The sequence below is a fragment of the Micromonospora sp. NPDC047527 genome (genome assembly GCF_040643015.1).
Classification (GTDB): domain Bacteria; phylum Actinomycetota; class Actinomycetes; order Mycobacteriales; family Micromonosporaceae; genus Micromonospora.
This window is the reverse complement of sequence record NZ_JBEYTK010000001.1, coordinates 1026919-1040506: the sequence shown is the minus strand read 5'-3', so window position 1 is coordinate 1040506 and position 13588 is coordinate 1026919. Positions and strand designations below refer to the sequence as shown.

Genomic DNA, 13588 nt, shown 5'->3' with positions numbered 1-13588 from the left:
GGGACGCGGACGGCCCCGGCGCCCGCACAGGGCGGCGCCGGGGCCGGGGTACGTCGTCTCAGACGGCGGCGATCAGCAGCGCCGGGCGCTCCACGCAGTCGGCGACGTGCCGCAGGAAGCCGCCGGCCACCCCGCCGTCGCAGACCCGGTGGTCGAAGGTGAGGCTCAGCTGGGTCACCTTGCGCACGGCCAACTGCCCGTCGACCACCCACGGCTTGTCCACGATCCGGCCCACGCCGAGCAGGGCCGCCTCCGGGTGGTTGATGATCGGTGTGGAGCCGTCCACGCCGAACACCCCGTAGTTGTTGAGCGTGAACGTGCCGCCGGTCAGCCGGGCCGGCGGCAGCGTGCCCGCCCGCGCCTGCGCCGTGGTGGCCGCCAGCTCGGCGGCCAATTCGGCGGTGGTGAGCCGCTGGGCGTCGCGCAGCACCGGAACGAGCAGACCCCGGTCGGTCTGCGCGGCGATACCCAGGTGCACGCCTGCGGACTGGACGATCCGCTGCCCCTCGGTGTCGACCCGGGCGTTGAGCTGCGGGAACCTGCGCAGCCCGCTGAGGCAGATCCGGGCCAGCAGGGCCAGGATGCTCACCGGCGCGTCCGGGGTCGCCGCGTTGATCGCGGCCCGGGTCTCCAGCAGGCCGGTAGCGTCCACGTCGACCCAGATGGTCACCTCGGGGATCTCCCGCCGGCTGCGGGACAGCTTGTCCGCGATCACCTTGCGCACGCCGGTGAGCGGAACGATCACGTCGCTGTCCCCGGCGGGGGCCGGGGCGACGTGCGGGTCCGGAGCGGCGGCGAGCCGGGCCGCGGGCGGGGCCAGCACCGCCTCCACGTCGGCGCGACGGATCACTCCACCGGGGCCGGTGCCGCGTACCGTGCTCAGGTCGACGCCCCGGTCGCGGGCCAGCCGCCGGACGATCGGCGAGATGACCAGCGCCGCGCCCGGCACCGCGGCGCGTGCGGCCGGGCCTGTGCCGTCCGCCGGGCTGCTCCCGGCGGCCGTGTCAGGTGCCGCGCCCTGCGGGGAGTCGGTCGGCTCGGGCGCCACCGCCAGCCGGGGCCGGCGTCGACGGCGGGTCGCGCCGCCGTGCCCGGTGCCGTACCCGATCAGCACGTTGCCGGAGCCGGCCCGCTCCTCCTCGCGGTAGGTGGCGTGCCCGGCCGGCTCGTCGCCGTCGCCGTCCAGCGGGGCGATGGTGATCAGTGGTTGGCCGACCGGACGGACCTCACCGGCCGCGCCGTGCAGGGTAACCACCCGTCCGGCGTACGGGCAGGGCACGTCGACGACCGCCTTGGCGGTCTCCACCTCGACCACGCTCTGGTCGACCGTGACCACGTCACCCACGGCCACCCGCCACTCGACGATCTCGGCCTCGCTCAGCCCCTCGCCCAGGTCGGGCAGGAGGAAGACCTGCGTCCGCTCGACCGTGGTCATGCCGCGCTGCCCTGCGTCGACCAGCGCGCGTCCGGCTGGTCGTCCCACTGCAACCGGGCCACCGCGTCGAGCACCCGGTCCACCCCGGGAAGGTGGGTGTGCTCCAGCATCGGCGCCGGGTACGGGATGTCCAGCCCGGCCACCCGCAGCACCGGCGCGTGCAGCGCGTGGAAGCAGCGCTCCTGCACGCGGGCGGCGATCTCCGCGCCGACACCGGCGAACCCGGGCGCCTCCTGGATCACCACGCACCGGCCGGTACGCCGCACCGAGGCGGTGATGGTGGCGTCGTCGAACGGCACGATGGTGCGTACGTCCACCACCTCCAGGTCCCAGCCCTCCTCGCGGGCGGCCTCGGCGGCCTCCAACGCCACCGGCACCGCCGGCCCGTACGCCACCAGGGTGGCGTCGCGTCCCGGCCGGCGCACCACGGCCCGGCCGAACGGTTCGGCGCGCGTCGGCAGCTCAGCCTCGGCGCTGGCGAAGTAGAGCTTCTTGGGCTCCATGAAGACCACCGGGTCGGGGTCGTCGATCGCCTCGCGCAGCAGCGAGTACGCGTCGGCCACGGTCGCCGGGGTGACGACCTTCAGGCCGGGGGTGTGCGCGTAGTACGCCTCGGACGAGTCACAGTGGTGTTCCACCCCGCCGATGCCGCCGGCGTACGGCACCCGGATGACGATGGGCACGCTCAGCGCACCCCGGGTCCGGTTGCGCAGCTTCGCCACGTGCGAGGCGATCTGCTCGAACGCCGGGTACGCGAACGCGTCGAACTGCATCTCGACGACCGGCCGCAGCCCGGACATGGCCAGGCCGACGGCGAAGCCGACGATGCCGGCCTCGGCGAGGGGCGTGTCGAAGCAGCGCTTCTCACCGAAGCGGGCCTGGAGGCCGTCGGTGATCCGGAAGACGCCGCCGAGCTGGCCGACGTCCTCACCGAAGACGACGACCCGATCGTCGGCCGCGAGGGCGTCGGCGAGCGCGGTGTTGAGGGCCTTCGCCATGGTGGTGGCCATCAGGCGGCACCGTCCTCGTCGCTCGCGGCGGCCAGTTCGGCGCGTACCTGCTCGCGCTGCTCGACCAACTGCGGAGTCGGCTCGGCGTAGACGTGGTCGAAGAGGCTCAGCGGGTCGACGGTGGGTTGGGTGTTCATCCGGGCCCGCAGGTCCGCCGCGTACGCCTCGGCCTGCTCGGCGACCTCGGCGACCGCCGCGTCGTCGAGCACCCCGCGCGCCCGCAGGTAGGTCTCCAGGCGGGCGACCGGGTCGCGGTCGCGCCAGGCGTCGACCTCGGCGCTGTCGCGGTAGCGGGTCGCGTCGTCGGCGTTGGTGTGCGGCTCCATCCGGTAGGTGTGCGCCTCCACCAGGAACGGCCCGTTGCCGGCGCGGGCGTGCTCCACCGCGCGGGTCAGCACGGCGAGCACCGCCACCGGGTCGTTGCCGTCGACCTGCTCGCTGGGCACCCCGTAGCCGACGCCCTTGTACGCCAGCGACGGCGCGGCGGTCTGCCGGGACAGCGGGACGCTGATGGCGTACCGGTTGTTCTGAACGAAGTAGACGACCGGCGCCTTGAACACGGCGGCGAAGTTGATGCCCTCGTGGAAGTCGCCCTCGCTGGTCGCGCCGTCGCCGATGAAGGCCAGCGCCACGGTGTCGCGGCCCTGGTACGCCTCACCGTGCGCCAGCCCGGCGGCGTGCACGCACTGCGTCGCCAGGGGGGTGCACTGCGGCGCGGTCCGCACCTCGGTCGGGTCGTAGCCACAGTGCCAGTCGCCGCGCAGCAGGGTGAGCACCTCGACCGGGTCGATGCCCCGGGCGACCAGCGCCATCGACTCCCGGTAGGTGGGGAACACCCAGTCGGTGTCCCGGACCGCGAGCACCGCGGCGACCTGGCAGGCCTCCTGGCCCCGGGAGGACGGATAGACGGCCAGCCGGCCCTGCTTGGTCAGGGCGGTCGCCTGGGTGTCGAACCGGCGGCCGAGCACCATCCGGCGGTACAGCTCGCGCAGCGCCTCGACGGGCGGCTCCGGATAGTCGGTGCGGGCGGGCAGCGGCGTGCCGCGCTGGTCGAGCAGGCGGACCGGTTCGGCGGTCGGCAGCAGCGGGCGCGCCGGGTCGGGCGGGGTGGCCGCCCGACGGGTGCGCGGGGATGCCCTGCGGACCGCCTGGGGTGTGGTCGTCACGGCGGGACCTCCTGGGACGTGTGGTGGGCCTATGCTTCCGCCATCGGATGATTGACTCAAGATCCACGGCGAAGGCGGGACGATCGGCATGGAAAGGGCGCTTCGGTGAGCCAGGAGGCCGCCGACGGGGTGGGCCGCGCCATCGGATCGGGACGTTCGGCCCGAGCGCTGGACGAGGTGGACCGCCGGATCCTCGACGAGTTGGCCCGGGACGGGCGGACCTCGGTGCGGACCCTGGCCGAACGGATCCACATCTCCCGCACCAACGCGTACGCCCGGGTGGAGCGCCTGCTGCGCGACGGGGTCATCACCGGGTTCCGGGCCCAGGTGGCGCCCGAGGCGGCCGGGTTGGGCACCTCGGCGTACATCGCGTTGACGATCCAGCAGAACACCTGGCGGGAGGTGTCGGCCGAGCTGGCCCAGGTGCGCTACATCGAGCACGCCGCCCTGCTCGGCGGCGACCACGACGTGCTCGCGCTGGTCCGCGCGCCGGACAATGCCGCGCTGCGGGACGTGGTGCTGGGCCGGGTGCAGAGCATCCCCGGAGTGCTGTCCACCCGCACCTGGCTGGTCTACGAGGAGTTCGACGGGGCCGGCAGCCCCTGGGCGTGACCGCTCAGCGCTCCGGCGGAGCCTCCACGCCGTCCCGGTCGGCCAGCTCCAGCAGCGGCTCCAACGAGTGCCGCTCGCCGTCGAGGCCGGCGTGCGGGTCACCCCGCTCGGCGAACCGCGCCGGCACGGACAGCACGTCGAAGTCCTCCGGCCGGGCGTCGTCCAGCTCCGCCCAGTCCAGCGGCGCCGACACCAACGCCCGGGGCGTCGGCCGAATCGAGTACGCCGAGGCCATCGTGTGGTCCCGCGACATCTGGTTGTAGTCGACGAACACGGGCCGGTCCCGCTTGTCGCGCCACCAGGTGGTGGTGACCAGCTCCGGCAGACGGCGCTGCATCTCCCGGCCCAGCGCGAGCACCGCCCGGCGGCACTCGCCGAAGCTCCAGCGCGGCTCGATCGACAGATAGATGTGCAGGCCCCGCCCGCCGGTGGTCTTCGGGTAGCCGGTCAGGCCCAACTCGGCGAGGAACGCCCGCACCTCCCGGGCCACCGGCACCACCTGCTCGAAGCCGACGCCCGGCATCGGGTCCAGGTCGATGCGCAGCTGGTCGGGGCGTTCCACGTCGGCGGCCGACACCGGCCACGGGTGGAAGCGCAGGGTGCCCAGGTTGGCCGCCCAGATCACCACGGCCAACTCGCTGGGCGCGACCTCGTCGGCGGTGCGGCCACTGGGGAAGGTGATGTGCGCGGTACGCACCCAGTCGGGCGCGCCCGCCGGCAGCCGCTTCTGGTAGAAGGCGTCACCCCGGTTGGTCTGCCGGGTGGCGATCGTCGCGCCCTCGAAGACGCCGCGCGGCCAGCGTTCCAGCATCGTCGGCCGGTCGCGCAACGCGCGCAGGATGCCGTCGCCCACCGCCAGGAAGTACCGCACCACGTCGAGCTTGGTGAGCCCACGCTCGGGAAAGTACGGCTTGTCGGGGCTGGAGACGCGGACCAGCCGCTCCCCCACCTGGATCTCCTGCGCCGCCGTGGCCACGCCCCCGAGGGTACGACGCCGACGGCGGGCCCGAGGGCTACCGGCCGGGGACCAGCGTGGCGCGCTGCTGCGGCAACTCCTGCGTCACGTCGCCGACCGACACCGGCGACGTGGAGGGCGGTTCCTCGGCCACCGCGGTCTGCTGCTCGACCGGCACCGTCTGCGACGACCGGCGGGCCACGAAGCCCGGCGTCCAGTCCTTCAACCGCAACGCCGGCCGCTCGACCAGCTTCCAGGACACGAACGCCGCGGCGAAGGCCGCCGCCACCGACATCGCCGCGAACGGCACGTACCCCCAGCGGCTCCAGCCCAGGCTCGCCATCACCTGCTGGAAGATGAACCCGTAGATGTAGATGCCGTACGAGTAGTCGTTCTTGCGACCCACCCAGTGCAGTTGACGCGGCATCCGCACCGACAGCCAGACCAGCAGGTACGCGAATGCGGGCAGCCCGATGACGAAGAAGCCGCCGAAGAGCAGCGACAGCCCGAGTGCCAGCGCCGAGCCGATGCCGAGCGCGTCGTTGATCGGCACCCGCTCCCGGTAGAGGTCCAGGGTCGCGCCGAAGGCGAACAGGAAGCCCAGGTAGACGATGTAGTGGAAGCTCATGACGCCCACCAGGGGCGAGTCGAAGGTCCAGGCCGCCGTGGACACCGGGCCGCTCACCCGCCCCGAGCTCACCCAGTCCTGCAGGATGCTCAGGTAGAGGGCGACGGTCAGGAACAGCACGAACCGGCGGGCGTTGCGCAGCACCGCCGTCACGGCCAGCACGCCCACCACGACGTAGCAGAACATCTCGTACTTGAGCGACCACAGCGCGCCGTTGAAGACGCTGGAATTGCTCTTCTCACCCCACGGGGTGGTCTCCTTGAGCAGGTCCTGGATGCCGTACTGACGGACGCCGGTCCACCAGTTCGCCTGCAGGTACGCCAGCGGGCCGCCCCGGTCCCAGGCGTTGTCGAAGAAGCCGCCGGTGGTGCCGTGCTCGCGCAGCGCGACCAGCGGGGCGACCACCAGCGCGGTGATCAGCAGGCAGACCCAGAGACCGGGGAAGATGCGCAGGGCGCGGTGCCACGTGTAGCGGATGATGCCGGTACGCCGGGCGCTGCGGGTGATCAGCAGGCCGGAGAGCACGAAGAAGCCGTACACGGCCATGGTGCCGACGTTGGTCTGCCGACCGGTGAGGTGGTAGCCGAGGTCGCTGGCGCCGAAGCCGAGCGGCTTGGAGTGCGACAGCACGACGCCCACCGCGAGGCAGAGCCGGATCAGCCCGATGCCGTTGCTGCGGCCGGAGAGCATGTCGGCCAGCGTGCCGCGGGACCGGACGAGGGCGGGGGTAGTCATGCGGCCAGGAACCTCTCGACCATCAGGCGGGCACCTCGGCGCCGGCGTGCTCCCACAACTGCTTCATCTCGGTGTGCAGATCATCGCTCGGCGCCCAGCCGAGCACCTCGGCGGCCAACCCGACGTCCAGCCGCTGCCAGGTCGTCTCGGCCGGGCCGGTGCGCTCGCCCTCGATGAGGTCGGTCGGGACCCCACTCACATCGATGAGAAGCTGGACCATATCACGCGCGCTGGCCGCCACCCCCCGACCGATGTTGATCACGCGACCGGCCGCCTGGGGTCGGACCGCGGCCAGCAACACGGCGGCGACGACGTCGCTGAGCCCGACGAAGTCACGGCGGGAACCCAGCGGGGCCAACTCCAGTCGGGCCCGCTCACCGGCCCGCTGGGCGTCGCGCAGCTTTCCCGCGACCACGCCGAGCAGGCTGTGCCCGGGCTGGCCGGCGCCGATGACGTTGCCGACCCGCAGCGTGACGCCCTCGATCAGACCCCGCCGGTCGGCCTCGGCGACCGCGGTGGTGCAGCGCACCTTGAACTCGCCGTACGGCATGACCGGGGCGGCGGGCAGCGTCTCGGGCATCGACGTGTCGACCGGGACCAGCCCGTACTCGTGCACGCTGCCGAGCTGGATCACCCGGACCCGCCGGGGCAACCGGCCGGCGGCCTCGATCAGCCGCTCGACCAGGGTGACGTTGACCGCGAGCATCTGCTCGTCGGTCAGCCCCCACATCCCACCCGCCGCGTTGATCACCACGTCGGAGTCGAGCTCCCGCAGCACGTCGGTGATCTCGTCGACGTCGGCGGCGGCCAGGTCCAGGGCGCGGACCACCACCCCCGGGCCGAGGTCCCTCGGCTGGCGCGCGACGGCGACCACGGCGTGCCCCTGGTCGGCCAGCGCGCGGCAGATGGGACGACCGAGGAAGCCCGTACCGCCGAGCACCGCCACCCGCAGGGACGGCCCGGCGTCCTCGCCACGGTGCCACGGTCTGACGTTCATGCCGCTCCCCTGGCTGTCGCTCATCGGCCCGGCCCGAACGCGTGCCGCGACAGGCTGCGCACGCCGGTCATCTTGCCCGACCGGACGGCCGCCGGCAGCAGCGTGATGGCGTGCAGTCGCGACGAGGTGTAGCGGCGGGCCGCCCGGGCCGCCCGGGGCCAGCCCTGCTCGTCCATCCGCCGTGCGACGTCGACGAAGTAGGCCCGTGCCTCGGTGAACCGGGAGCCGTTGACCGCGTCGGCGGCGGACTTGCTGACCGCGTGTCGGCGGAACTGGAAGCAGAGGGTGCTGTCGACAGCCATCTGCTCGCCCCGCTGGACCAGGTCGATCACCAGGGCCAGATCCTGGATGACCTGGAACTCGTCGCGGAAGTTGACGGTCTTGAGCGCGTCCGTCCGCCAGCAGATCGACGGGAAGTAGAACCAGCAGCCGCGCAGCAGGCTGGCCGCCAGGTCTTCGCCGCCCATCAGCTCCCGGGTCTCGATCCGGGGGGCGTAGAGCCGCCGCTTGGCCTCGTCGACCATCGTGTTGACCACGTTGCCGTCGGCGTCGATGATCTCGACCCCGGGCTGGATCATGCAGACGCCCGGGTACTCCTCGATCACCGATCGCACGGTCGCGACGTAGTTGGGGTGCATGATGTCGTCCGTGCCCATCATCACCAGGTACTCGTGCTCGGCGAGGCCGACGCACTTGCGGTAGTTGCCGGTGACGCCGAGGTTGCGCTCGTTGCGCTGGTAGCGGACCCGCTCGTCGGTGATGCCCGCGAACCACTCCGGCACCCCCGGCTCCCGGCCGTCGTCGACTACCGTCAGGCGCCAGCCAGGGTCACTCTGTGCCATCACGCTGCGTACCGCCGCCTGCATGAGGGGCACACTCCCGTAGTACGGCAGCATGATGTCGACAATCATCGGTCCGCAGGCCTAACTGTGCGTGGTGGAAGTGCGCGACAGGCGCGGGCCACATTATCAGGCATCCCGTCCGGATCGGTGACGGGCGAACCGCCGACGCGACGCGCCGCGACACCGCTGCGGGCCACGCCACGGTGAGGGGTCCGACGGCGGGCCCGGTGACGGCTATCATCGTCGCGCCCGCTCCGCACGCCCCCCGATCGGATGCCGATGTCAGACCGCGCCGTCACCACGGACGCGCCTCCCGCGCAGACCGACGTGGGTTCGCCCTCGCCGACCACCGGACCGGACAGCCGGTCACTGCCACTCCTGCGTCGGCTGGCGCTGAGCGTCTGGTTCTGGCCGACGGCGTTCGCCGCCCTCGCGGTCGGCTGGCGCATCGGCAGCCCGGAGATGTGGCACGACGAGCTGGTCACCGTCGACGTGGCGACCCGCTCCACCGGGCAGATCATCGACATGCTGGCGAACGTCGACGCCGTGCACGGGGCGTACTACCTGTTCATGCACGGCTGGACCACCCTGTTCGGCACCGGGCCGGCCGCCGTGCGCCTGCCGTCGGCGCTGGCCATGATCCTGGCGACCGCGTGCGTGGCGCTTGTCGGGCGGCGGGTCTTCGGTCAGACGGCGGGGGTCGCCGCCGGTTTCGTCTTCGCCCTGGTGCCCACCGTCACCCGGTTCGGCCAGGAGACCCGCTCGTACGCCTTCGTCGTCCTCGCCGCGGCCGTGGCCACCCTGTTCCTGCTCCGGGCGTTGGAGCGGCCGGGGTGGCTGCGGTGGGCGGCGTACGTGCTCGCCGTGGCCGGAATCGGCCTGGTGAACGTGGTGGCGCTCACCCTGCTCCTCGGGCACGGCGTGGCCGTTCTCCTGCACTGCTGGCGCCAGCGCCGCTGGTGGTCGCTGGCCTGGTTCGTGCTCGCCTCCGCCGCCGGGGCGGGCATCGCCGCGCCGGTGATCCTGCGGGGCATGAAGCAGGCGGGGCGGCAGATCAGCTGGATCCCGGACAGCGCGCCCTGGACGGTCTGGGAGCAGGTCCTCGGCTCGACGTTGCTGGCCGTCGCGGTGACCGCGCTGGCCGTGGTGGGCGTCCTGACCCACCTGCGGCGCGACGCCGCGTCCCGGACCGTCATGGCGGCGGTGATCGCCGTCCTGCCGCTGCCGGTGATCCTGCTGGCCTCGACCGGCGACATCAACTACTTCTTCTCCAAGTACCTGCTCTTCCTCGTGCCGGCCTGGGCGGTGCTCGCCGGTGCGGGGATCGCCGCGCTGCGCCGCGCGCCGCTGGTGGCGGCGGCGCTGGTGGTGCTCGCGGCCCTGTCCGTGCCCGGTCAGCTCGCGCTGCGCGACGAGTTCTCGCATGGCTGGTACACGTACCCGCAGGCGCGGGCGTTCACGCCGCTGTCCTACTCCGAGGCGGCGCGCGTCATCGAAGCCGGCTACCAGCCCGGCGACGGCCTCGTCGCGGGCGGCCCGTGGTGGTGGATGCACGAGCCCGGGGTGCGCTACTACCTCCCTGACGACGTCTCCCCCCGCAACGTCTTCCAGCAGCGGTCGGCGGCCCAGCGCGACGAACTGTTCGGCGCGGACTGCGCCAACCCGGCCCGCTGCCTGCGAGACGAGCCCCGACTGTGGGTGCTGCTGCCGACCGTCACCGACGCACCGCTGACCGGGCTGCCGAAGAAGCAGTCGGCGGCGCTCGCCGAGCGCTACGACGTGGTCCGCGTCACACACGTGACCGGGCTGACCGTGGCACTGCTGCAACGGCGCGGCTGAGCGACACGACGGCCGGCGCGGTGCCGGCCGTGACACGGTTACCGTCGGCGGCACCCGGGTAGGGGGTCGGGCATGGCGGAACTGTCGACGCTCTGGATCATCCGGCACGGGGAGAGCACCGCGAACGTGGCGGCCACCCGGGCCGAGGCCACCGGCGCGGAGCTGATCGGGCTCGGTCACCGCGACGCCGACGTGCCGCTCTCCCCCACCGGCGAGGAGCAGGCCCGGGCGACCGGCCGCTGGCTCGCCGGGCTGCCCGAGGACCGCCGCCCCGACGTGGCGGTGGTCTCGCCGTACCTGCGGGCGGTCTCCACCGCCGAGCTGGCGCTGCACGACACCGGGGTCCCGGTCAGCCGGGACGAACGGCTGCGCGACCGGGAGCTGGGCATCCTCGACGGCCTGACCGGGCACGGGGTGCGTCAGCGGTTTCCGGACGAGGCCGAGCGCCGCGCCCGGCTGGGCAAGTTCTACTACCGGCCGCCCGGCGGCGAAGCCTGGACCGACGTGGCGCTGCGCCTGCGGGGCCTCCTCGGTGACCTGCGCCGGGACCACGCCGGTCAGCGGGTGCTGCTCTTCGGCCACGACGCGCTGGTGTTCCTGCTGCGTTACCTGGTCGAAGGGCTGACCGAGCCGGAGCTGATGGAGCTGACCCGCGAGCACGTCATCGCCAACTGCTCGATCACCGACTGGTCGGCCGACGCCCAGGGCCGGCTGACGCTGGGCGGTTTCAACGAGATCGGCCACCTGCGCCGGCAGGGCGCCGAGCCGACCAGGGAGGACGAGGTCCATGCCGAGCCGGTCTGAGGTGCAGGTGATCACGCCGGGACTGCTGCGGGAGTGGGCGCTGCCGGTGCCGACCGGCGGCAAGGAGAGCCGGGGCACCGTGCTGGTGGTCGGCGGCTCCCGCTTCACCCCCGGCGCGGTGCTGCTCGCCGGGGTGGCCGCGCTGCGCGCCGGCGCCGGGGTGCTCCAGCTCGCCGCCGCCGAGTCCACCGCCGCCACGCTGAGCATCCAGGTGCCCGAGGCGCTGGTGGTCGGGCTCCCGGAGACCTCCGACGGCGCCGTCGTCGCCGACCGGGGCGGCCAACTCGACGAGCTGGTCGGCCAGGCCGACGTGGTGGCCCTGGGCCCCGGCCTCACGGGCATCGACGAGACCGTCCAGCTGCTCGGCCTGGTCCTGGACGCGGCGGGGCCGCGCACCCCGCTGGTGCTCGACGCGTACGCCCTCGGTGCGCTCAGCCACGAGCCGACGCTGCTGGTCGGCTCGGGCCGCCCGGTGGTGCTCACCCCCAACGTCACCGAGGCCGGGCACCTGCTCGGCCGGGAGCCGGGCGACGACCTGGACGCCGAGGCCGCCGAATTGGCCGCCCGGTACGAGGCCGTCGTGTCGCTCTACGGGCATGTGGCCGCACCGGACGGGCGCGGGTGGCGGGAGGAGAGCGGGGACGCCGGGCTCGGCACCTCCGGCAGTGGGGACGTGCTCGCCGGCCTGCTGGCCGGGCTGCTCTCCCGGGGAACCGACCCGGCCCAGGCCGCCTGCTGGGGGGCCTTCGCGCACGCGGTGAGCGGTCAACGGCTGATCCCCCGGTACGGGCGGATCGGCTTCCTGGCCCGGGAACTGCTCGACGAGATCCCCCGCACCCTCGCCACCGTCTGACCGGACGGCTGCCTCGTCCCCACGGGCTCGGCAGCCGTCCGGGCACCTTCGGTGGTCACGTCCGGAGGCCGGCCGGGTGGGCCGTGGCCGGCCCGGTAGGATCGGCGCGGGCCGTTACTGGCGCGTGGGGATGGACAACCATCAGGGAGCGGCCCCGTCACGAGGACGTTTGCCGAGCGCCTGGGCCTTCCGCACGTCTGTAGGAGGTCGTATGTCGCACAACGCCGAGTCCACCGCATTCCGGAGTGCCCTTGAGGTGATCCGGGCTGTCGAGCCGCGGGTCGCCGACGCCATCGGCGCCGAGCTGACCGACCAGCGAGAGTCGCTCAAGCTCATCGCCAGCGAGAACTACGCCTCCCCGGCCACCCTGCTGGCCATGGGCAACTGGTTCAGCGACAAGTACGCCGAGGGCACCGTCGGGCGCCGCTTCTACGCCGGCTGCCAGAACGTCGACACCGTCGAGGCCCTCGCCGCCGAGCACGCCCGCGAGCTGTTCGGCGCCGCGCACGCGTACGTGCAGCCGCACTCGGGTATCGACGCCAACCTGGTCGCCTTCTGGGCGATCCTCGCCGACCGGGTGGAGGCCCCCGCGCTGAAGAAGGCGCAGGTGCGCCAGGTCAACGACCTCACCGAGGCGGACTGGTTCGCGCTGCGGCGTGAGCTGGGCAACCAGCGGATGCTCGGCATGTCGCTGGACGCCGGCGGTCACCTGACCCACGGCTTCCGGCCGAACATCTCCGGCAAGATGTTCGACCAGCGCAGCTACGGCACCGACCCGACGACCGGCCTGATCGACTACGACCGGGTGGCCGAGGCAGCCCGCGAGTTCAAGCCGCTGATCCTGGTCGGCGGCTACTCGGCGTACCCCCGGAAGGTGAACTTCCGGATCCTGCGGGAGATCGCCGACTCGGTCGGCGCGACCTTCATGGTCGACATGGCGCACTTCGCCGGCCTGGTGGCGGGCAAGGTCTTCACCGGCGACTTCGACCCGGTGCCGCACGCGCACATCGTCACCACCACCACCCACAAGTCGCTGCGCGGCCCCCGTGGCGGCATGGTGCTCTGCGGGCCGGAGCTGGCCGACCAGGTGGACCGGGGCTGCCCGATGGTGCTCGGTGGCCCGCTGCCGCACGTGATGGCGGCCAAGGCGGTCGCCCTCGCCGAGGCCCGTCGCCCCGACTTCGCCGACTACGCGTCGCGGATCGTGGCCAACTCGCAGGCCCTGGCCGAAGGGCTGCTGCGGCGCGGCGCGAAGCTGGTCACCGGGGGCACCGACAACCACCTGGTGCTGATCGACGTGTCCGGCTACGGGCTCACCGGCCGGCAGGCCGAGCAGGCTCTGCTGGACTCGGGCGTCGTCACCAACCGCAACTCGGTCCCGCAGGACCCGAACGGCGCCTGGTACACGTCCGGCATCCGGATCGGCACGCCGGCGCTGACCACGCGGGGGCTCGGCACCGCCGAGATGGACCAGACGGCGGAGCTGATCCACACGGTGCTGACCCACACCACCGCCGGCGCCAACGCCGACGGCACCCCGTCGAAGGCCAAGTACACCCTCGACCCGGCCCTGGCCGACAAGGTGTCCCGCCAGGCCACCGACCTGCTGGCCCCGCACCCCCTCTACCCCAGCATCAACCTGTCCTAAAGCCCAGCCCTCAACCAGCCAGGCGCGTCGATCATGGAGTTGTGGTGCCCGATAAGGGCCGGTG

The 13588-nt window shown here is 73.1% G+C and carries 12 protein-coding genes and 1 riboswitch; of the genes, 5 read left to right on the top strand and 7 right to left on the bottom strand.

Annotation, left to right across the window (positions count from 1 at the left end; translation table 11 throughout):
* Positions 1 to 58: 58 nt before the first annotated feature.
* The 3 genes from ABZ808_RS04405 to pdhA are packed head-to-tail and all read right to left on the bottom strand — an operon-like array spanning position 59 to position 3611.
* Positions 59 to 1435, bottom strand: a complete 1377-nt coding sequence (locus tag ABZ808_RS04405; RefSeq protein ID WP_357000757.1) for a dihydrolipoamide acetyltransferase family protein — start codon at positions 1433 to 1435, stop codon at positions 59 to 61.
* The gene (locus ABZ808_RS04400; protein WP_357002751.1) at positions 1432 to 2448 is read right to left on the bottom strand and encodes an alpha-ketoacid dehydrogenase subunit beta; all 1017 of its coding nucleotides are present in this window, start codon (positions 2446 to 2448) and stop codon (positions 1432 to 1434) included. The genes ABZ808_RS04405 and ABZ808_RS04400 overlap by 4 nt, the downstream gene beginning before the upstream one ends.
* Positions 2445 to 3611 (bottom strand): pyruvate dehydrogenase (acetyl-transferring) E1 component subunit alpha, encoded by a 1167-nt coding sequence (gene pdhA / locus ABZ808_RS04395; protein WP_357000755.1) that lies wholly within the window; start codon positions 3609 to 3611, stop codon positions 2445 to 2447. Before pdhA ends, ABZ808_RS04400 begins: the two co-directional genes overlap by 4 nt.
* 177 nt (positions 3612 to 3788) lie before the next feature.
* Here pdhA and ABZ808_RS04390 point away from each other — a divergent pair, with 177 nt between their 5' ends.
* Entirely contained in the window at positions 3789 to 4223 is a 435-nt protein-coding gene (locus ABZ808_RS04390; RefSeq protein ID WP_357002748.1) for an Lrp/AsnC family transcriptional regulator, read from the top strand.
* A gap of 4 nt (positions 4224 to 4227) precedes the next feature.
* Here ABZ808_RS04390 and ABZ808_RS04385 read toward each other — a convergent pair whose 3' ends face one another.
* Genes ABZ808_RS04385 through ABZ808_RS04370 form a run of 4 tightly spaced genes read right to left on the bottom strand, consistent with a single transcriptional unit; the run spans position 4228 to position 8449 of the window.
* Positions 4228 to 5199: a DNA primase small subunit domain-containing protein gene (locus ABZ808_RS04385; protein WP_357000753.1), complete on the bottom strand. Its 972-nt coding sequence runs from the start codon at positions 5197 to 5199 to the stop codon at positions 4228 to 4230.
* Between the two features lie 37 nt (positions 5200 to 5236).
* Positions 5237 to 6541, bottom strand: coding sequence for an acyltransferase (locus tag ABZ808_RS04380; RefSeq protein WP_357000750.1), 1305 nt, complete (start codon positions 6539 to 6541; stop codon positions 5237 to 5239).
* Between the two features lie 22 nt (positions 6542 to 6563).
* Positions 6564 to 7538 carry an NAD(P)-dependent oxidoreductase gene (locus ABZ808_RS04375; protein WP_357000747.1) on the bottom strand — a complete coding sequence of 325 codons (975 nt, stop codon included), beginning with the start codon at positions 7536 to 7538 and terminating at the stop codon, positions 6564 to 6566.
* A 20-nt stretch (positions 7539 to 7558) separates the two neighbouring features.
* On the bottom strand, positions 7559 to 8449 hold the full coding sequence (locus ABZ808_RS04370; protein ID WP_357000744.1) for a glycosyltransferase: 891 nt from the start codon (positions 8447 to 8449) through the stop codon (positions 7559 to 7561).
* A 210-nt stretch (positions 8450 to 8659) separates the two neighbouring features.
* Between ABZ808_RS04370 and ABZ808_RS04365 the strand changes: the two genes are divergently transcribed.
* The 4 genes from ABZ808_RS04365 to ABZ808_RS04350 all read left to right on the top strand — a co-directional run bounded on the left by ABZ808_RS04365 (position 8660) and on the right by ABZ808_RS04350 (position 13524).
* A complete protein-coding gene (locus tag ABZ808_RS04365) occupies positions 8660 to 10219 on the top strand; it encodes a glycosyltransferase family 39 protein (protein WP_357000741.1) in 1560 nt (519 codons plus the stop codon).
* A 72-nt stretch (positions 10220 to 10291) separates the two neighbouring features.
* Entirely contained in the window at positions 10292 to 11023 is a 732-nt protein-coding gene (locus tag ABZ808_RS04360; protein ID WP_357000738.1) for a histidine phosphatase family protein, read from the top strand.
* On the top strand, positions 11007 to 11876 hold the full coding sequence (locus ABZ808_RS04355) for an NAD(P)H-hydrate dehydratase (RefSeq protein WP_357000735.1): 870 nt from the start codon (positions 11007 to 11009) through the stop codon (positions 11874 to 11876). The genes ABZ808_RS04360 and ABZ808_RS04355 overlap by 17 nt, the downstream gene beginning before the upstream one ends.
* Positions 11877 to 11979: 103 nt before the next feature.
* Positions 11980 to 12069: riboswitch (ZMP/ZTP riboswitch) on the top strand.
* A gap of 18 nt (positions 12070 to 12087) precedes the next feature.
* Positions 12088 to 13524, top strand: coding sequence for a glycine hydroxymethyltransferase (locus ABZ808_RS04350; protein WP_357000732.1), 1437 nt, complete (start codon positions 12088 to 12090; stop codon positions 13522 to 13524).
* Positions 13525 to 13588 lie beyond the last annotated feature (64 nt).